Genomic DNA, 19,634 nt, shown 5'->3' on the forward strand with positions numbered 1-19,634 from the left:
CTCACGTGGTAACATTTTAAACGTGTGAAAATGCGAACAAAAAAGCGAACAAAGGAGATGTTACCGATCTTTGATCAAAAGAAAGTAGCCTTTATAGGAGCAGGATCTATGGCGGAAGGAATGATATCAGGTATCGTTCGTGCCAACAAAATCCCGAAACAAAACATCTGCGTTACAAACCGCAGCAATACAGAGCGATTAACTGAACTTGAACTTCAATATGGCATTAAAGGCGCCTTGCCGAACCAACTATGTATTGAAGACATGGATGTGCTCATTTTGGCAATGAAGCCAAAAGACGCCGAAAACGCTCTGTCATCACTAAAATCACGTATTCAACCCCATCAATTAATATTGTCGGTCCTTGCCGGCATAACTACCTCTTTTATTGAACAATCATTGCTTAATGAACAGCCGGTTGTCAGAGTGATGCCCAACACTTCCAGTATGATTGGCGCTTCTGCAACAGCTATTGCCCTTGGCAAATATGTGTCGGAAGACCTGAAGAAGCTGGCCGAAGCATTGCTCGGATGCATGGGCGAAGTCTATACAATCCAAGAAAATCAAATGGATATATTCACCGGAATTGCAGGCAGCGGCCCCGCGTATTTTTATTATTTAATGGAATTCATTGAAAAGACAGGCGAGGAAGCGGGCCTCGATAAACAGTTATCTCGAAGCATCGGCGCACAGACACTTTTAGGTGCCGCAAAAATGCTCATGGAAACAGGAGAACATCCTGAGATCTTAAGAGATAATATCACGTCACCGAACGGAACGACAGCAGCGGGGCTGCAAGCCTTGAAAAAAAGCGGCGGCGGAGAAGCGATTTCTCAAGCGATAAAGCATGCGGCTAAGCGTTCAAAGGAAATCAGCGAAGATATCGAAAAAACTGCAGCGCCGCTATCAGGAGTGATAAAGTGACGCCTGATACAAGCATGAAAAGAGTCGTTGTGAAGATTGGAAGCAGTTCATTAACAAGCCTTCATGGAGAAATCAGCATTCGTAAATTAGAAGCGCTGGTCGACCAGGTCGTCAAACTCAAAGACGCCGGAAATGAAGTGATTTTGGTTTCCTCAGGCGCAGTGGCGGCGGGATATCGGAAGCTCGGATTTATCCAAAGGCCCGAGAAGCTTCCAGAAAAACAAGCATCAGCTTCAATCGGCCAGGGATTGCTGATGGAGGCTTATTCAAAGCTGTTTTTGGCACACGGCTATGTCGCATCCCAAATTTTAATTACGAGAAGCGATTTTTCTGATGAATATCGATACAACAATGTCAGGAATACAATGAATGTACTGCTCGAGCGCGGCATCATCCCGATCATAAACGAAAATGACACAGTTACCGTCAATCGGCTCAAGTTTGGCGACAATGATACGCTCGCAGCAAAAGTCGCAGGATTGATTGATGCAGATATGCTTGTGATTTTATCAGATATCGACGGATTATATGACGGCAATCCGCGCACAAATCCAGAAGCGAAAAGGATACAGCGGGTGAGTGAAATAACACCTGACATCGAAGCATGCGCAGGTGACACTGGAAGCATCGTTGGCACCGGCGGCATGCGCTCTAAGCTTGATGCGTTTAAAATCGTAATGGCGTCTGGCATTAAAGGTTTCCTAGGTCAGGCAGATGTCGGCGATATTTTATATCACGCCGTTCATGAACAGGCGGAAGGCACCTATTTTGAAGCAGAAGGAACGCTTCCGTTGAATCAAAAGGAGCAATGGATCGCTTTTAATTCCGGTCCGGAAGGTGAAATGATTTTATCAGATGATTGTTCACGAAAAATAACAAACGGCCAATCGAGTTTATACCTAGACGGTGTACAGAAGATTAAAGGGAAATTTAAAAGCGGTTCAGTTGTTCGGCTAATGGATTCAAAAGGGACGGAAATCGGCCTTGGAATCGTCAATTACTCTTCTGTACAGCTTCAAGAACCGGAAAAGAACAAGGAACTGACAAACAGAGCTCTAATTGATCAAGAAGCATTTGTTTGCCATGTGGATTTTTCTTTACCTGTAAATTAATTTGCAGAAAAAAACCCGAAGCTTCTATATAGAAGCTCGGGTTCATTTTTTTTATTGATACTGCTCCAGCTTAGAGAAAAATTGAATGACAAACTCATAAAAATCATTCGCGGAAGGCGCAAGCTCTCTATTTTTCGGTTTAATGATTCCGACAGTCCGTTTTACTTGAGGGAACTCAATTGGAATTTTCACAGTAAAACGAGGTGTTGTTTCAGCAAAAGTACTTTCAGGCAGAAGGGTAACGCCCATTCCTGCGGACACTAACCCTTTGATCGCATCCAAATCCTCACCCTCCGTGGAAACGAGAGGAGCAAAGCCTGCTTGTTTGCAAGTATCGATTGCCATCTCTCTAAGTACAAATCCTTCCGGGAACAATACAAATTGGTCGTTGCGCAAATCAATTAAATGAACCGTTTTTTGTTTAGCAAGCGGATGATTTAATGGAACAAGCGCGTAAATTTTTTCAGTAAATAATATTTTTCCCGTTATGTCAGAGAAATTCGTCGGCACCGGTCCTAATAAGGCCAGATCAATATCGCGGTTTCTGACAGCTTCAATCAGAAACTTATAGGAGCCTTGGCGCAGCAAAAATTCGACGTGCGGATATTCTTCTTTAAACGCTGAAATGACAGTCGGCAAAAGCTGGCTGGCGAGGCTTGTAGGAAAGCCGATCTTTACCGTTCCGCGATGCGGGTCAAGATACTCATCAATTTGCTCTTTCGCATAATCAATGGCTTTCATCGCCGTTTTCACATGAATCAAAAATTCTTTTCCGATTGGCGTGAGTTTGATATTTCTCCCTTCACGCTCAAATAAGGTCACATTTAATTCTTCTTCAAGATTGGCAATTTGTCTGCTGATTGCTGATTGGGCCACATGCAAATGATCAGCGGCTTCTGAAACGTGTTCTCTTTCAGCCACCTCCATGAAATAACGCAGTTGGCGCAGCTCCATGTTTGTCTCACATCCATCTATCTCATTTTGAGATTCTTTTGATCTAAATTATATATTGTTTATATCGTTTTGAAAACCTACAATGATTATAGAGTTGTTAGATTTTATGACCGGTATTATCGGAAATTGATCGGGGGAGAGGAATTATGACGTACAATCAAATGCCAAAAGCTCAAGGTCTCTACCGTCCTGAATTTGAACATGATGCATGCGGAATCGGCCTATATGCACACTTAAAGGGCAAGCAGACTCACGACATTGTCAAACAAGGACTTAAGATGCTTTGCCAGCTAGATCATAGAGGAGGGCAAGGCAGTGATCCGGATACAGGAGACGGAGCCGGCTTACTGGTTCAAATCCCTGATGCTTTCTTTAGAAAAGAGTGCAAAAACATCAATCTGCCAGAAAAAGAACGTTACGGGGTAGGAATGGTCTTTTTCTCACAGAAGGAAGATGAAAGAAAAAAAATTGAAAAGCAAATCAATGCACTAATTGAACAAGAAGGCCAAGTCGTTCTTGGATGGAGAACTGTACCTGTAAATGTCGGAAAAATCGGAACAGTGGCGCAAAAAAGCTGTCCGTTTGTCCGTCAGGTATTTATCGGCGCAAGTTCTGATCTAAAGGACAATTTATCTTTTGAACGAAAATTGTATGTCATTCGTAAACAGGCTGAAAATTGGGGAGTAACGGAAGGTCTTGATTTTTATTTTGCCAGTTTTTCAAGCCAGACCATTGTTTACAAAGGCCTTTTAACACCTGAACAGGTTGATGCATTTTATTCTGATCTGCAAGACGAAGCATTCGTTTCTGCTTTTGCGCTTGTTCATTCACGCTTCAGTACCAATACATTCCCTACATGGGAAAGAGCGCATCCTAACCGCTATTTGGTTCACAACGGTGAAATTAACACCCTTCGCGGAAATATCAACTGGATGAGAGCACGTGAGCAACAATTTGTTTCTGAAAGCTTCGGTGAGGACTTAAACAAGATTTTGCCGATTCTCAATGCTGATGGCAGTGACTCTTCCATTTTGGATAACGCATTTGAGTTTTTTGTGATGGCTGGACGCAAACCGGCACATACGGCAATGATGCTCATTCCAGAGCCTTGGACGGAAAATACGCATATGTCCAAGGAAAAAAGGGCGTTCTACGAGTACCATAGCTCCCTGATGGAGCCTTGGGACGGACCGACAGCTATTTCATTTACTGACGGTAAACAAGTCGGGGCGATCCTTGACCGGAACGGTCTCCGTCCGGCCCGTTATTATGTCACAAAAGATGATTATATTATTTTCTCATCTGAAGTAGGCGTTATTGAAGTTGAACAGGAGAACGTTTTATATAAAAACCGCCTTGAGCCTGGGAAAATGCTTTTAATCGACCTGGAAGAAGGCCGTATTATCTCCGATGAGGAAGTCAAAACACAAATTGCAACTGAGTATCCGTACCAAAAATGGCTTGAAGAAGAGCTTGTACAAGTAAATCCTGATCCGGAGTCAAGAGAAGAAGAACAATTTAGTGATCTTCTTACTCGCCAGAAGGCATTCGGATACACATATGAGGATATCCAAAAGTATCTAATTCCTGTTATTAAAGAAGGCAAAGATCCCCTTGGTTCAATGGGGAATGACGCTCCGCTTGCTGTACTTTCTGACCGAGCGCAATCGCTGTTTAACTACTTTAAACAGCTGTTTGCACAAGTAACGAACCCGCCAATCGACGCGATTCGTGAGCAGCTTGTCACTTCAACGATGACTTGGCTCGGTGCGGAAGGCGATCTTCTTCATCCAAGTGAACGAAATGTTCGCCGGATTAAACTGTATACACCTGTTTTATCCAATGAACAGTTTTACGCATTGAAAACGATTGTTCATCCTGATTTAAAAAGCCAAAAAATTGATGTGCTGTTTTCAGAGGATCTTGAAACTGGTTTAAAGGACATGTTCACACAGGCAGAGAAAGCCATCAGCCAAGGCGTAAGTTTGTTAATTTTATCAGACAAAAAGATGAACGAACGACTGACACCAATTCCGCCGCTTCTGGCAGTAAGCGCACTGCACCAGCACTTAATCCGCAAAGGGCTGCGTACGAAGGTCAGCATTATTGTGGAATCGGGAGAAGCACGTGAAGTGCATCACTTTGCAGCGTTAATCGGTTATGGCGCAGATGCGATTAACCCTTATCTCGCTTATGCGACCTACAAGCAGGAAATTGATGAAGGCCGTTTGGATATCAGCTATGAGGAAGCGGTCAGCAAATATGGAAAAAGCATTACTGAGGGCGTCGTAAAAGTGATGTCCAAGATGGGAATTTCAACTGTGCAAAGCTACAGAGGCGCACAAATCTTTGAGGCGGTAGGAATCAGCCGCGATGTGATCGACCGCTATTTCACAGGTACTGCATCACAGCTAGGCGGCATCGATTTACAAACAATTGCAGAAGAGGCACAGCGCCGCCACCGGGAAGCGTATCAGGATGATTACAGCAAAACGCTTGAACCGGGAAGTGACTTCCAATGGAGAAATGGCGGAGAGCATCATGCGTTTAATCCGAAAACGATTCATACTTTGCAATGGGCGTGCCGCAGAAATGATTACAATCTGTTTAAACAGTATACAAAAGCGGCTGATGAAGAACGCATCGGGTTTTTGCGGAACTTGTTCGCATTTGACGGAAACCGCAAGCCTTTGAAGTTGGAGGAGGTTGAATCCGCTGAATCGATTGTCAAACGTTTTAAAACGGGTGCGATGTCATTCGGGTCCTTGAGTAAGGAAGCGCACGAAGCTTTAGCAATCGCAATGAACCGTCTTGGAGGAAAAAGCAACAGCGGTGAAGGCGGAGAAGATCCCAAACGCTTTGTTCCAGATGAGAACGGCGATGATAGAAGAAGTGCGATCAAACAAATTGCATCCGGACGGTTTGGTGTCAAAAGCCATTACCTCGTCAATGCTGATGAGCTGCAGATTAAAATGGCTCAAGGTGCTAAGCCGGGTGAAGGCGGGCAGCTTCCTGGCAACAAGGTATATCCATGGGTTGCCGATGTCCGCGGGTCAACGCCAGGTGTCGGATTAATCTCACCTCCGCCACACCATGACATTTATTCGATTGAGGATTTAGCCCAGCTGATCCACGATTTGAAAAATGCCAACCGTGACGCAAGAATCAGCGTAAAGCTGGTGTCAAAAGCAGGTGTAGGAACAATCGCTGCAGGTGTTGCCAAAGCGACTGCAGATGTCATTGTGATCAGCGGCTATGACGGAGGTACAGGCGCTTCTCCGAAAACCAGTATTAAACATACAGGGCTTCCGTGGGAGCTTGGCCTTGCAGAAGCACATCAAACACTAATGCTGAACGGACTTCGTGACCGTGTTGTATTAGAAACAGACGGAAAGCTCATGACGGGCCGCGACGTTGTGATGGCTGCCTTGCTCGGCGCCGAAGAATTTGGTTTCGCAACGGCTCCGTTAGTTGTACTCGGCTGTGTCATGATGCGTGCCTGCCATTTGGATACATGCCCTGTCGGTGTAGCGACACAAAACCCAGAGCTTCGCAAAAAGTTCATGGGGGATCCTGACCATATTGTGAACTATATGCTGTTCATTGCTGAAGAGGTTCGTGAGTACATGGCTGCGTTAGGCTTCAAGACATTTGATGAAATGATCGGCCGCACTGATGTACTTCATGTAAGTGAACGGGCGAAGGGGCACTGGAAAGCAAGCCAGCTTGATTTGTCTACACTTCTTTATCAGCCTGAAGGGGTGCGGACGTTCCGATCGCCGCAAAATCATAAAATTGATCAATCGCTTGATATCACAACAATTCTCCCGGCTGTACAAGAAGCCATCGAATCTGGAAAAGAAGCTGATATTTCGATTGAAATCAATAATACAAATCGTGTAGCCGGAACGATAACCGGCAGTGAAATCTCAAAGCGTTACGGAGAAGAAGGTCTTCCTGAAGATACAATCAAGCTGCACTTTACCGGATCAGCCGGCCAAAGCTTTGGAGCTTTCGTTCCTAAAGGGATGACGCTTTATTTGGACGGAGACTCAAATGATTACGTCGGAAAAGGGCTTTCTGGCGGAAAAATCATCGTCAAGTCACCAGAAGGATTCAACTCTGCTTCGGATGACAATGTCATTATCGGCAACGTGGCTTTTTACGGTGCGACAAGCGGAGAAGCATATATTAACGGACGTGCTGGTGAACGCTTTGCCGTTCGAAACAGCGGTGTGAACGTAGTTGTAGAAGGTATTGGCGACCACGGCTGTGAATACATGACTGGCGGCAGCGTTGTCGTTCTCGGTGATGTAGGCAAAAACTTTGCGGCAGGTATGTCCGGCGGAATCGCTTATGTACTGGCCGAAGATGTCAAAGCGTTTAAACGCAAATGCAACCTTGAGATGATTTTATTTGAATCATTAGAGGACGAGAAAGAAATCCAGCAAATCAAAGCAATGCTTGAAAGACATACTGCATATACAAACAGCCAAAAAGCAGAAGATTTGCTTGATCAATGGGAAGACAGTGTGAAAAAATTCGTCAAAGTCATTCCGAAAAACTATAAACAAATGCTCGCAAGCATCGAAGAGCAAAAAGCTGCAGGTTTATCAGATGAAGAAGCCATCATGTTCGCTTTTGAGGCCAACACGAAGCCAAAGCAGAATACAGCAGCATCGGGACAAAAACAAGCGGTAGTACAGTAAGGAAGGGGAGAGGAACATGGGGAAACCAACTGGATTTATGGAGATCAAACGAGAAAAACCTGCGGAGCGGGACCCTCTCACTCGCTTAAAGGATTGGAAAGAATATTCTGCTCCTTTTTCAGAAGAAGCATCGAAACGGCAGGGGGCGCGGTGCATGGATTGCGGTACACCGTTTTGCCAGATCGGTGCGGACATTAACGGATTTACATCCGGCTGTCCGATTTACAACTTAATTCCTGAATGGAATGATCTTGTCTACCGGGGCAGATGGAAGGAAGCATTGGAACGCCTGTTGAAAACAAACAACTTTCCTGAATTCACAGGGCGGGTATGTCCCGCTCCTTGTGAAGGATCATGCACTTTAGCGATTTCAGACCCGGCCGTTTCAATTAAAAATATCGAGCGAACCATTATCGACAAAGGATTTGAGAACGGCTGGATTCAACCTAGAATTCCTAAAAAACGAACAGGCAAAAAAGTGGCCATCGTCGGGTCAGGCCCAGCCGGACTGGCGAGTGCTGACCAGCTGAATCAAGCGGGACATTCCGTCACTGTTTTTGAACGAGCAGACAGAGCGGGCGGCCTTTTAACATACGGCATTCCAAACATGAAGCTTGAGAAGGGCATTGTAGAACGCCGAATTAAATTGCTGACGCAAGAGGGAATTGATTTTGTAACGAACACAGAAATCGGTGTTGACATTACAGCTGATGAGCTAAAGGAGCAATTTGATGCTGTGATCTTATGCACAGGCGCTCAAAAACAGCGGGACCTCTTAATTGAAGGACGCGACTCAAAAGGAGTCCATTACGCAATGGACTACCTCACACTTGCAACAAAAAGCTATTTAGATTCTAATTTTAAAGACAAGCAATTCATTGATGCCAAAGGGAAAGATGTCATCGTAATCGGAGGCGGAGATACAGGAGCTGACTGTGTGGCTACCGCTCTGCGTCAAAAAGCCAAAAGCGTGCACCAATTCGGCAAACACCCGAAACTTCCGCCAGCCCGCACGAATGACAATATGTGGCCTGAACAGCCACACGTCTTTACGCTTGAATATGCATACGAGGAAGCAGAAGCAAAATTCGGAAGAGATCCGAGAGAATACTCCATTCAAACGACAAAAATGGTCGCGGATAAAAACGGAAAGCTGAAAGAGCTTCATACCATCCAAATGGAAAAAGTGAAAAATGAGCATGGAAAATACGAGTTCCGCGAGCTGCCTGGAACGGAAAAAGTATGGCCTGCTCAGCTTGTCTTTATCGCTATCGGCTTTGAAGGCACAGAACAGCCGCTGTTGAAACAGTTCGGTGTTGATTCAGTAAATAACAAAATCAGTGCAGCATATGGGGATTATCAAACAAATATCGATGGTGTATTCGCCGCAGGGGATGCAAGAAGAGGGCAAAGCTTAATCGTATGGGCGATTAATGAAGGCCGTGAAGTGGCGCGTGAAGTGGATCGATATTTGATGGGGAGTTCAGTTCTTCCGTAAATAAAGGGGATTATCATATAAGAGAAACCGGTCTGGCTGCCAGCCGGTTTCTTTTTTTATTCCATTACGATCCCGATGTTTCCAAACTGTCTGCCTTCCTGCATTCTTTTATATGCTTCACATGCTTTTTTTAAAGGATATATCCGGTCAATTACAGGCCGCAGCTTATGTTTGTCAATGAAAGCGAGCATAGCTTGAAATTCCTCACCGCTTCCCATCGAGGTTCCCAAAACATTGACCTGAGGAAAGAATAGAGAACGCACCGGAAAACTGAGATTATCCCCTGAGCTTGCCCCAAAGCTGACAATACGGCCATTTGGTTTTACATGGCGGAAGTATTCCGAAAAGAGGGCAGGTCCTATGCTGTCAAGAACAACATCCGCCTTTTTTCCCTGCAACTGCTCATCCCAATTGCTGTAGCTGTCAAATGCGTAATCAGCACCTAATTTCAGCGCCTTTTTTCTTTTCTCCTCACTGCGGGAGGTCACGCTTACTGTTGCCCCAATCGCCTTAGCCATAAATAAAGCGTAGGTTGCTACACCGCTGCCGATGCCGGGTATCAATAGATGCTCGCCTTTTTTTAATTGCCCCTTTGTAAACAGAGCCCGATATGCAGTTAAAGCGGATAAAGGTAAAACGCCCGCTTCTTCCCAAGATAAATAAGCAGGTTTTTTGATTGCATTTTGTGAAGGAATGATCACATATTCAGCAAGTGTTCCGTCCGAAGGACCTCCCAGAATCTCAGGTACAGGTGGAACATTTTCTGTCAAATCCCAGTTCAATGTCGGGAAAATGACTACTTCTGTCTGAACAGTAACATTTTTCACGCCTTCACCAATCTCTTCGATGATACCCGCGCCGTCAGAACCCAGTATCATGTGAGGATCTTGTTCAGATTTGTTTTTCATAAGAAACAAGTCACGATGATTCAGGCCTGCAGATTTTAATTTAACCTTTACCTCTCCGTATCCAGGCTTTGTTGATGGAACGTCCTGAACTGATAACCCCAGAAGACCGGCTTTTCCGTTGTGAATTACAGCTTTCATGCTGTCTGCCTCCTCATTAATTGTATTTTCATATCTTTACATATTTTACATAGCGGTTTTCTTCGAGTAAAATGAACAAATATGATAGCCAATATCACTTTTCATCATAGCAAGCAGGTGAGAGCGCGTGGAAAGCGGAGATTTAAAGATTTTTCAGGCTGTTGCTCGCGAAGGAAGCATAACGAAAGCAGCCCAAATGCTGAATTATGTTCAGTCGAATGTGACAGCCAGAGTGCATAACCTTGAGGAAGATTTGAATATCAGGCTTTTTCATCGAACGAATCGGGGAATGAAGCTGACTGCTGCAGGAGAAAATCTTTTACAATATGCAGATCAAGTATTATCGCTGTTAGACCAAGCTGAAAAATCGACCCGAATGAGCAGGCAACCAAAAGGGCCTTTGCGGATCGGATCACTGGAAACAATGGCGGTAACGCATCTGCCTGAGCATGCAGCATCCTTCCTCAGGCGTTTTCCTGAAGTGGATTTATCAGTGAACACAGCTGATACGCATCATTTGATTCAACAGGTTCTTGATCATAAAGTTGATGGCGCTTTTGTATATGGACCGGTTGAACACGCTGCAGTTAGACAACTCCATGTCTCCCATGATGAATTAGTTTTGATTTCATCACGAGAAGGGACGGCAGAAGACATGCTTCAGCAGCCGATGCTCTTTTTTGGGGCTGGCTGTTCTCATCGTGACAGGGTCAAAAGATTACTAGAGGAAGCAGGCATACACAATCAAAAAATCATAGAGTTTGGCACATTGGAGGCTATTATAAAAGGTGTTTCCGCCGGGATGGGTACGGCGCTGCTCCCAAAGTCCGCTGTTGACGGCTCCGAGCATCGTACAAATGTATGGATTCATCAGCTGCCACCATCATATCAAGACTTAGAGATCGTCTTTATATACAGAAAAGACTTTTTTATTACGAGTGCGTTTCAGACATTTCTTGATGAGATAAACGAAATGAAAAGATGAAGATAGACGTGCATTAGCAGAATAAAGACGTTTGTCAGTTTTTATTTTAAAGATGTGTATAAAAAAACTGTACTCATTTGAAGCGAGTACAGTTTTTTTATTTATTTACGTTTTAAATTAATGCCGATCGCCGCTCCGTTTCTGCTTGAATCAGCTACACCTTTAAAGGTGCCGTTTTCATGGTCGATCGATATGCTTTGCACGTTTCCGATATCCACCGGACTTGTGCCGAATTTGTGGCCCATCCCGTTTAGCTTGCTGAGGACATCTTTAGGAACTCCGTCTTCGTAACGGTAAGAGCTCATGCTGTTTGTGTAAATTCTCGGCTCTTCAACAGCTGCTTTTAATTCCATACCATATTCAATGTGGTAGAGAATGGTTTGCAAAACGGATGAAATAATTGTGGCCCCGCCAGGAGATCCAACCGTGAGGACAGGCTTGCCATCCTTAAATAAAATCGTCGGGGTCATGCTGCTTAAAGGCCGTTTGTTTGGCTGTACTTCGTTAGCTCCGCCTGGTATCGCATCAAAATCCGTTAATTCATTGTTTAAAATAACACCGTAATCAGGGACCATAATACCCGTTCCGAATAGCTGTTCGATTGTTGTTGTGTAAGAAACAACATTTCCCCATCGATCAGCAACTGTAAAGTGGGTTGTTTGGCCTTCTACTTTGTCTTTCGGCTGTTCAACTTGTTTATAGTTTGCTGATCCTTCTTGGTATTTCCAAGGGTCACCGGCTTTCGGTTTTTTATTCACTTGATCTAGGTTGATTAATTGCTGGCGTTCTTTGATATAATCGGGGTGAAGCAGGCCTTTGAGAGGAACATTTACAAATTCGGGATCACCTGCGTAAGACGCACGGTCGGCATATGACAAATGCATCGTTTCAGCAAGCAGCTGATATTTTTCCCATGAGCGGACATCGTATTGTGAAAGGTTAAAATCATCAAGGATTTTTAGCATTTGCAATAAGAAAATACCGCCGGAGCTTGGAGGAGGAGTAGTAGCGATTTGATAGCCTTGATAGTCTCCCCAAATCGGTTCATCAATTGTAATGTCGTAATTTTCTAAATCTTTTTCTGTCATTGATCCGCCGAAATCCTGGACAGTGTCAGAAAGCGTCTTGGCGAATTTTCCTTTATAAAAAGCGTCAGTGCCTTTGGAGCGAATAAGCTTAAATGTTTTAGCCAAATCCTTTTGAATAAGGGTATCTCCTTCTTTAAGCGGTTCGCCATTTGGTAAAAATACATCTTTTGCGGCAGTCCGTGAAAGCTTTTCCTGATAATCAGAAATGGCCTCTGCCAACACCGAATCAATCGGAAAGCCTTTTTCAGCGAGTTTAATAGAAGGGGTAATTAATTGCTTCATCGAACGGGTTCCCCATTTATCCAAGGCTTCTTCCAGCCCTTTCAGAGTGCCTGGAACACCAACGGCAGTACCTTTTGTTACACGTTCAGAGAAAGGAATTGCTTTGCCGTTTTCGTCCAGAAACATATCAGGAGTTGCGCCTGCTGGAGCACGCTCACGGCTGTCGATTATCGTTGTATCCTTCGTTTTTCCGTCATACACCATCATAAAACCGCCGCCGCCAATACCTGACATCATCGGCTCTGTTACATTGAGTGCAAATTGAATGGCAACCGCTGCGTCAATAGCATTTCCTCCTTTTTTCAGCACATCAGCACCGATTTCAGAAGCAAGAGGATGTGCGGTCGCAACCATGCCGTCTTTTCCAACATCTACTTGTTTGTACTCATCGTAGCTTTTGGGCGGTTTTTTAGCTTCCGCGTGAAAAGGGACACTTCCAGCGACTAACAGAACACTAAGCAGAGCTGTTAAACAGACGTTCCACGTTCTTTTCATGTTCTCCCTCCTATATGAAGCTGTATTGTTACAATCTTAGCGTAAAAAAATTACAGCGTTTTCACAAGTGACAAATGGTATATTATATAGTGCATAATGCCGTTTTTCTGTGCAAAATTGATTATATTGATATGAGCCATGTGCTATATTAGAATCAGCATACGGATTAAGAAGGGACTGCTATATGTATTTAACGATTGAAGAAACAGCAGAATATACAAATCTTTCAGAGGATTATATTAAAAGCTTGGTGCTCGAAGGGAAAATCAGAGCCGTTCATGACGGAGAGCAATTTTTGATTTATAAAGAGCAGTTCAAAACGCATCTCGAACAGCTGGAGAATTACAAAGCACTTGTGCAGGAAATATTAAATGAACCAATCCCGGAAGATATTGATGTAAAGGATGAGGATTAGGACACAATTTGAAGTTGTGTCTTTTTTTTATGTTTTTTTGCGGAAGCTCCAGAAAATTGGGAGCGTCAGATTTCGTTTTAAGAGGATTTTTGAGGATTAGTAGGGGGATAAGTATCCAAGAGATTAAAAGCTTTATAAGAGGCTTTAAAGCTTATTTTATAGGGTGAAGGTTTTAAGAAGCCTTTTTTAAAAGCTTATGTAACACTATGTATATTATGTTACATAAATGCCGCTGCACTTTGACATTCAACGTTTTTCAGATATAATAGTAACATAGACCTCAAAACGTTACATAACGGTTTTTAAGGAGTTTTTTGATGCATATTGTACAGCCAATTCGCAGTCTAGAGAAAATCCAAGAAGTCAAACAGTATTTGCTTAACAAAAACAAGCGGGATTATTTTCTGTTTATTTTCGGCATCAACAGCGCGCTCCGCATTTCTGATATTCTGCCGCTGCAAGTGAAGGACGTTCAAAATAAAGATCATTTATGGGCGACTGAAAGCAAAACGAAAAAGAAAAGAAAGATTCTTATTTTAGAATCGCTGAAACAGGAAATATACGAGTATACAAAAGACATGAAGGAAAACGAATATCTTTTTAAATCAGTGCGGACCAGGAAGCCGATTTCCCGCATTCAGGCCTACAGAATTTTAAGAGAGGCTGCTGCGGCGTGCGGACTTGAGGAGATAGGGACGCATACACTCCGGAAAACGTTTGGCTATCATTTTTATCAGCGAACGAAAGACATCGCCGAGCTGCAGAGAATACTGAATCATTCATCACCATCAATTACAATGCGGTATATCGGTATTGATGAAGATACGACAAGAGCCGCATATAAGGTTTTTGGAGGGCTTTAATACAAATCGCTTGAAAATATTGATCATCAGAGCTACTATATAAATACCAAAAGCTCTAGTAGCACAGCGGATAGTGCAGCAGTTTCCTAAACTGCAGGTCGGGAGTTCGAATCTCTCCTAGAGCGTTATATTCACAAAAAGACAACAGGCACTTTTCGCCTGTTGTCTTTCTTTATGCAAACCAAATAAAAAACGCCCGCTTATCCCGGGCGTTTTTCTTATATAACTGCGTCAAATTGATTGACTTTCCATTTTTTATTTTCTTTCACGAATGTCACTTTCCGTTTTGCAGAAGGGGATCCGTCTAATGTAGGGACGGTAAATTCGTATGTGATTGTGCTGCCTTTTTTAGAGATCAGTTTAGCAGTTGATTTTTTCCAATTCAAAAGATTGTCTCCGTCACCGATTGGAACAGCAAGTTTTCCTTTTGAAACAGTGAAATGATAATCTTTAAAGCCTTTTTCGATTGCTGTTTTTGTAAAAATAGGAGTTAAATAATTCACCGCTTTTGCTTTAGTGCCTAGATCACTGCACATGTATACATATTGAAGATTTTGATACTCGAATGTGCCTGATGGGCAAACTGCTTTTTTCACCTTCGGATTGTGGCCGCTCATGGTGTTCCAAAAATGTTCTCTAGCGGATAATGCCAACTGTAATGCTTGTTTTTGTGATAAATCGCCTGATGTATTTTTCGCAAATGCATTTGTGCTTAATGACAGAATAAGTGCAATGGTTGTTAGAAATAGAAGACATTTTTTCATTATCGCTCTCTCCTTCAAAATCTCTTTCTCTTATGTTACAAATGTTACAATAATTACGGATAGATTACAATACTTTTGCATAAATTATTTTTTTATTCTTTTACTCACAAAAAATACGCCATTACTTGCTAGTTTATTCTTCATAAGCTAAAAAGATGTGTAAAATTAGAAGAATCGGGAAGGGTTTCATATGTGCAGTGATGAATAATAACATGTTACATATCCTGTTTTTGTCAAAAAATGAGGACATGTTTAAAAACGATTTCAAATAAAGGAGTCCTTTAATATGGAAACATCACAAGAACCTCTTGTAACTCAAAAGAAAAGCAAACCATCAGTTTGGCGGTCGATGTCACTCTTTTTAGTGCCGCTTCTGCTGAGCAATGTGCTGCAATCAGTCGGCCAGCTAGTCGGGATGATGGCTGTAGGCAGATGGCTCGGTGTTGATGCAGTGGCAGCTGTATCATCCTTTTTCCCGTTATTTTTTCTTTTAATCTCATTTACGATTGGGATCGGTTCAGGAAGTTCGATTCTGATCGGACAAGCTTACGGAGCGAAAAATGAGGAACGGCTAAAGGCTGTTGTCGGGACGACACTCACGTTTACATTTTTATTAGGCGTTGTGTTAGCCGTTATCGGCAGTATTTTCACCTTGGATATCCTTCGTTTAATGGGAACACCTGAAAATGTCATTCATGTCAGCGCTAACTATGCACGTATTTTATTTTATGCTATGCCGTTTATGTTTTTATATTTTGCATATACTACCTTTTTGCGCGGAACAGGAGATTCCAAGACACCGTTTTATACGCTGATTGTGAGCACGGTCATCAACATCGCGCTTTTGCCTGTTTTAATCCTTGGCATGTTTGGTTTTCCGAAACTGGGCATATACGGCTCGGCATATGCAACTGTCATTTCCACGATTGCGACTTTTCTCGTGTTAATGGTGTATTTACGAAAGCGAAAACACCCGCTGCAATTTGATAAAACAGTGCGTCGTTATTTGAAAATGGATAAGGAACTGCTGGTTCTCCTGCTGCGTCTTGGGGTCCCAGCAAGCATCAATATGATTCTTGTCTCATTATCAGAGATAGCGGTTATTTCATTCGTCAATCATTACGGCTCTAATGCAACAGCTGCATACGGAGTGGTCAACCAGGTGGCCAGCTATGTACAGATGCCGGCCGTCAGCCTTGGTATTGCGGTTTCTATTTTCGCTGCGCAATCGATCGGGGCAAACGAGTTTGACCGCTTAAAGCAGGTCATTCGCGTGGGGATTTGGCTGAATTATATCATTGGCGGCGTACTGATCATACTGATCTATGTTTTTTCACATCAGATTTTGTCGTTATTTTTAACCGAGCAAGAGACGCTTTACATTGCACACCGTCTTTTGATGATTACATTGTGGAGTTATTTGCTGTTTGGAAATGCCCAAATTATTTCTGCAACGATGCGGGCAAGCGGAACAGTTTTATGGCCGACCGTCATCAGTATTTTTGCAATCTGGGGAGTAGAGGTGCCTGTCGCTTTCGTCCTTTCTCACTATACAAAGCTTGAAATACTCGGCGTCTGGGTTGGTTATCCAGCTGCGTTTGCCGTCAGCTTGCTGTTGATTTATGGGTATTATCAATTCGTCTGGAAAAAGAAACAAATCACACGTCTCATCCAATAGCCTCCGAATCACACCGTTCATAAGTTTGAACGGTGTTTTTTTATTTGATAGGGGAAAATATAAAATGGAGGAAATATGGTACAGTACATTGAATTCTTATACTAGCAATGAATCAAGGAGAGGTTGAGTAAACATGGCAAACTTTATTGAAAAAATGACTTATTTGGGAACACCGGCCATCAAAGCGGGCAACGAACATCTAGAAATGATTGTTGTCCCTGAGTGGGGGAGCAACGTCATTTCTCTCGTGGACAAAACAACAAATGTCCAGCTTTTGCGTGAACCGGAAACAGCAGAAAGTTTTCACGACACACCAACATTGTATGGCATTCCAATCCTGTTCCCGCCTAACCGCATAAGTGACGGTACATTCAGTTTCCGGGGCAGAACGTATCATTTTGATATCAACGAGAAGGATAAACACAACCATCTTCACGGGTTTCTTTACCATGAAAAGTGGAATGTCGTGACCACGAAGCAAACTGATGAAGAAGTGATTGTTGAAACAGAAATTGATCTTTCTGAGCTTCCCCATGTGCAGAAGCAATTTCCTCATCATGCCGTCGTTCGGATGACATACACAATCAAGGAGAATACCCTATTTAAACATGCGACGGTCATGAACAAAGGAAAGGAAGCGTTTCCTTGGGGAATTGGTTATCATACTACATTTATATTTCCGGCAGAAAGCTCGTTATTCTCCCTGACAGCAGATCAGCAATGGGAGTTGGATGAACGCCTGCTGCCGACCGGGAAACTGATGGGTGTACCGAATAAAGAAGCTTTGCATGAAGGAATGGATTTGCGCCACAAGCAGCTGGATGATGTCTTTTTATCTTCTTATCAGAAGAGGGGCGGAGAAAACCAGGCAGTCATTTATCATCAGCATGCACATATCAGCATTATTTATAAGGCAGATGAACAGTTTAAACATTGGGTTGTATACAATGCGGACGGAAAACAAGGGTATTTATGCCCTGAACCTTACACATGGGTGACAAACGCAGTGAATCTTGATTTACCTTCGTCACTCACTGGTTTTCAAGTGCTGGAGCCGGGAGAAGAAACGACAGCTAAAAGCAGTATCACCATTGAACTGAATCATCAATAGCCAATGATGAAGCGCAGAGAGGCGGGGAAATTAATGAAAAAAAGCATAAAGCTTTATGTTGCTGTTTTACTGCTTTTCGTCGTTGCTTCGGTGCCTTATATGCATCAGGCTGCGCTTGCCGCTGAAAAACAAGATGCACTTTCCGGGCAGATCGATAAGATTTTAGCTGATCATCCTGCCCTCGAAGGCGCAATGGCCGGCATCACCGTTCGCTCTGCGGAAACAGGTGCTGTTCTATATGAACATTCAGGAGACACCCGAATGAGGCCTGCCTCTTCTCTAAAGCTTTTGACAGCGGCCGCGGCACTTTCTGTCCTTGGCGAGAACTATTCTTTTACAACCGAGGTCCGGACGGATGGAACACTGAAAGGGAAAAAGCTGAATGGTAACCTTTATTTGAAAGGGAAAGGCGATCCGACACTTTTACCATCTGATTTTGACAAAATGGCTGAGAAATTGAAAAATTCCGGCGTAAAAGTAATTAAAGGCAATCTGATCGGTGATGATACGTGGCATGATGACATGCGATTATCACCTGATATGCCTTGGAGCGATGAATACACATATTATGGCGCGCCAATCTCCGCTCTAACAGCGTCTCCGAATGAAGACTATGATGCAGGCACTGTGATTGTTGAGGTCACCCCAAATCAAAAAGAAGGGGAAGAGCCTGCCGTGTCTGTCTCTCCGAAAACCGATTATATAACGATAAAGAACGATGCTAAAACGACTGCTGCCGGTTCAGAGAAAGACCTCACAATCGAAAGAGAGCATGGAACAAACACGATTACAATTGAAGGGAGCGTACCGGTTGACGCAAACAAGACAAAGGAATGGATTTCTGTCTGGGAGCCTGCCGGATATGCCTTAGATTTATTTAAGCAGTCACTAAAAAAACAAGGTATTACTGTGAAAGGGGACACCAAGACGGGTGAAGCACCTAGTTCTTCAGATGTGCTGCTCTCTCATCGCTCAATGCCTTTATCGAAACTTTTTGTGCCGTTCATGAAATTAAGTAATAACGGACATGCCGAAGTGCTCGTAAAAGAGATGGGGAAAGTGAAAAAAGGAGAAGGGAGCTGGGAAAAGGGGCTCGAAGTGTTAAACAGTACGCTTCCGGAATTTGGTGTTGATTCTAAATCACTCGTCTTAAGGGACGGATCAGGAATCTCACATATTGATGCTGTATCCTCAGATCAACTTTCACAGCTGTTATATGACATTCAGGATCAGAGTTGGTTCTCGGCTTATCTAAATTCTTTACCTGTTGCGGGCAATCCTGACAGAATGGTGGGCGGAACGCTGAGAAACCGCATGAAAGACACTCCTGCACAAGGAAAAGTAAGAGCAAAAACCGGATCGCTCAGTACGGTAAGCTCTCTATCGGGGTACGCAGAAACAAAGAGCGGAAAAAAACTTGTTTTCTCTATTCTTCTAAATGGATTGATTGATGAAGAGGATGGAAAAGATATTGAGGATCAAATCGCTGTCATTTTGGCGAGTCAATAATAGCGGCAGACCTGTTTTCCAAGAGAAAACAGGTTTTTTTATGTCTGTAATAACGCTTTGTCGAACCTTCCAACAATTAGAAGAATGATGCACAAAAGAAAATTAGTCCGATTAAAAAGTAGTGTATAAGACCTTATGTAAAACAATACTTTTATCACTTTATATCCGGAAATTTGATAAAAAAAGAAACGAAAAATAAAG

The 19,634-nt window shown here is 43.2% G+C and carries 14 protein-coding genes and 1 tRNA gene; 11 read left to right on the forward strand and 4 right to left on the reverse strand.

Translation table 11 applies throughout. The features are described 5' to 3' along the window. Window positions 1-30 precede the first annotated feature (30 nt). Window positions 31-924: a pyrroline-5-carboxylate reductase gene (gene proC, locus MKY10_RS11750; protein ID WP_010886524.1), complete on the forward strand. Its 894-nt coding sequence runs from the start codon at window positions 31-33 to the stop codon at window positions 922-924. Continuing rightward, window positions 921-2,036 (forward strand): glutamate 5-kinase, encoded by a 1,116-nt coding sequence (proB, locus tag MKY10_RS11755; protein ID WP_015251971.1) that lies wholly within the window; start codon window positions 921-923, stop codon window positions 2,034-2,036. The genes proC and proB overlap by 4 nt, the downstream gene beginning before the upstream one ends. Before the next feature lie 51 nt (window positions 2,037-2,087). On the opposite strand, the gene gltC is transcribed toward proB, so the two are convergent. Then, window positions 2,088-2,990, reverse strand: a complete 903-nt coding sequence (gltC, locus tag MKY10_RS11760) for a glutamate biosynthesis transcriptional regulator GltC (protein WP_004399246.1) — start codon at window positions 2,988-2,990, stop codon at window positions 2,088-2,090. A gap of 146 nt (window positions 2,991-3,136) precedes the next feature. Here gltC and gltB point away from each other — a divergent pair, with 146 nt between their 5' ends. Continuing rightward, window positions 3,137-7,699 (forward strand): glutamate synthase large subunit, encoded by a 4,563-nt coding sequence (gltB, locus tag MKY10_RS11765; protein ID WP_339225872.1) that lies wholly within the window; start codon window positions 3,137-3,139, stop codon window positions 7,697-7,699. Between the two features lie 16 nt (window positions 7,700-7,715). Beyond that, entirely contained in the window at window positions 7,716-9,197 is a 1,482-nt protein-coding gene (gltD, locus tag MKY10_RS11770; protein WP_014476983.1) for a glutamate synthase small subunit, read from the forward strand. Between the two features lie 56 nt (window positions 9,198-9,253). Here the strand turns inward: gltD and MKY10_RS11775 are convergent, their stop codons facing one another. Beyond that, window positions 9,254-10,243 (reverse strand): zinc-binding dehydrogenase, encoded by a 990-nt coding sequence (locus tag MKY10_RS11775; RefSeq protein WP_015251973.1) that lies wholly within the window; start codon window positions 10,241-10,243, stop codon window positions 9,254-9,256. Window positions 10,244-10,370: 127 nt separating this feature from the next. Here MKY10_RS11775 and yofA point away from each other — a divergent pair, with 127 nt between their 5' ends. Further along, on the forward strand, window positions 10,371-11,228 hold the full coding sequence (yofA, locus tag MKY10_RS11780; protein ID WP_003231468.1) for a LysR family transcriptional regulator YofA: 858 nt from the start codon (window positions 10,371-10,373) through the stop codon (window positions 11,226-11,228). 101 nt (window positions 11,229-11,329) lie between these two features. On the opposite strand, the gene ggt is transcribed toward yofA, so the two are convergent. Beyond that, the gene (gene ggt / locus MKY10_RS11785) at window positions 11,330-13,093 is read right to left on the reverse strand and encodes a gamma-glutamyltransferase (RefSeq protein ID WP_015251974.1); all 1,764 of its coding nucleotides are present in this window, start codon (window positions 13,091-13,093) and stop codon (window positions 11,330-11,332) included. Window positions 13,094-13,277: 184 nt separating this feature from the next. Between ggt and MKY10_RS11790 the strand changes: the two genes are divergently transcribed. From MKY10_RS11790 to MKY10_RS11800, 3 genes are all read left to right on the forward strand, one after another. After that, entirely contained in the window at window positions 13,278-13,508 is a 231-nt protein-coding gene (locus tag MKY10_RS11790) for an excisionase family DNA-binding protein (RefSeq protein ID WP_003231472.1), read from the forward strand. A 317-nt stretch (window positions 13,509-13,825) separates the two neighbouring features. After that, window positions 13,826-14,371: a site-specific integrase gene (locus tag MKY10_RS11795; RefSeq protein ID WP_003231473.1), complete on the forward strand. Its 546-nt coding sequence runs from the start codon at window positions 13,826-13,828 to the stop codon at window positions 14,369-14,371. A 52-nt stretch (window positions 14,372-14,423) separates the two neighbouring features. Next, a tRNA-Arg gene (locus MKY10_RS11800) sits at window positions 14,424-14,496 on the forward strand. Window positions 14,497-14,589: 93 nt separating this feature from the next. Here MKY10_RS11800 and iseA read toward each other — a convergent pair. Then, window positions 14,590-15,135 (reverse strand): DL-endopeptidase inhibitor IseA, encoded by a 546-nt coding sequence (iseA, locus tag MKY10_RS11805; protein ID WP_004399558.1) that lies wholly within the window; start codon window positions 15,133-15,135, stop codon window positions 14,590-14,592. Window positions 15,136-15,421: 286 nt separating this feature from the next. Between iseA and MKY10_RS11810 the strand changes: the two genes are divergently transcribed. The 3 genes from MKY10_RS11810 to dacB all read left to right on the forward strand — a co-directional run bounded on the left by MKY10_RS11810 (window position 15,422) and on the right by dacB (window position 19,433). Beyond that, window positions 15,422-16,813: an MATE family efflux transporter gene (locus MKY10_RS11810; protein ID WP_004399508.1), complete on the forward strand. Its 1,392-nt coding sequence runs from the start codon at window positions 15,422-15,424 to the stop codon at window positions 16,811-16,813. A gap of 133 nt (window positions 16,814-16,946) precedes the next feature. After that, window positions 16,947-17,924 (forward strand): aldose 1-epimerase, encoded by a 978-nt coding sequence (galM, locus tag MKY10_RS11815; RefSeq protein ID WP_014479967.1) that lies wholly within the window; start codon window positions 16,947-16,949, stop codon window positions 17,922-17,924. A 33-nt stretch (window positions 17,925-17,957) separates the two neighbouring features. After that, entirely contained in the window at window positions 17,958-19,433 is a 1,476-nt protein-coding gene (dacB, locus tag MKY10_RS11820; RefSeq protein ID WP_048654901.1) for a D-alanyl-D-alanine carboxypeptidase/D-alanyl-D-alanine-endopeptidase, read from the forward strand. The last annotated feature ends 201 nt before the right edge of the window (window positions 19,434-19,634 follow it).

The sequence above is a fragment of the Bacillus sp. FSL P4-0290 genome (genome assembly GCF_037975435.1).
Taxonomy (GTDB): Bacteria; Bacillota; Bacilli; order Bacillales; family Bacillaceae; genus Bacillus; species Bacillus subtilis.

What these genes read in the sequence shown, in the direction of transcription:
- galM (WP_014479967.1), top strand. Translation starts at nt 16,947, where the DNA reads ATGGCAAACTTTATTGAAAAAATGACTTATTTGGGAACACCGGCCATC.
- iseA (WP_004399558.1), bottom strand. Translation starts at nt 15,135, where the DNA reads ATGAAAAAATGTCTTCTATTTCTAACAACCATTGCACTTATTCTGTCA.
- MKY10_RS11795 (WP_003231473.1), top strand. Translation starts at nt 13,826, where the DNA reads ATGCATATTGTACAGCCAATTCGCAGTCTAGAGAAAATCCAAGAAGTC.
- gltC (WP_004399246.1), bottom strand. Translation starts at nt 2,990, where the DNA reads ATGGAGCTGCGCCAACTGCGTTATTTCATGGAGGTGGCTGAAAGAGAA.
- MKY10_RS11775 (WP_015251973.1), bottom strand. Translation starts at nt 10,243, where the DNA reads ATGAAAGCTGTAATTCACAACGGAAAAGCCGGTCTTCTGGGGTTATCA.
- MKY10_RS11790 (WP_003231472.1), top strand. Translation starts at nt 13,278, where the DNA reads ATGTATTTAACGATTGAAGAAACAGCAGAATATACAAATCTTTCAGAG.
- gltB (WP_339225872.1), top strand. Translation starts at nt 3,137, where the DNA reads ATGACGTACAATCAAATGCCAAAAGCTCAAGGTCTCTACCGTCCTGAA.
- dacB (WP_048654901.1), top strand. Translation starts at nt 17,958, where the DNA reads ATGAAAAAAAGCATAAAGCTTTATGTTGCTGTTTTACTGCTTTTCGTC.
- gltD (WP_014476983.1), top strand. Translation starts at nt 7,716, where the DNA reads ATGGGGAAACCAACTGGATTTATGGAGATCAAACGAGAAAAACCTGCG.
- MKY10_RS11810 (WP_004399508.1), top strand. Translation starts at nt 15,422, where the DNA reads ATGGAAACATCACAAGAACCTCTTGTAACTCAAAAGAAAAGCAAACCA.
- ggt (WP_015251974.1), bottom strand. Translation starts at nt 13,093, where the DNA reads ATGAAAAGAACGTGGAACGTCTGTTTAACAGCTCTGCTTAGTGTTCTG.
- proC (WP_010886524.1), top strand. Translation starts at nt 31, where the DNA reads ATGCGAACAAAAAAGCGAACAAAGGAGATGTTACCGATCTTTGATCAA.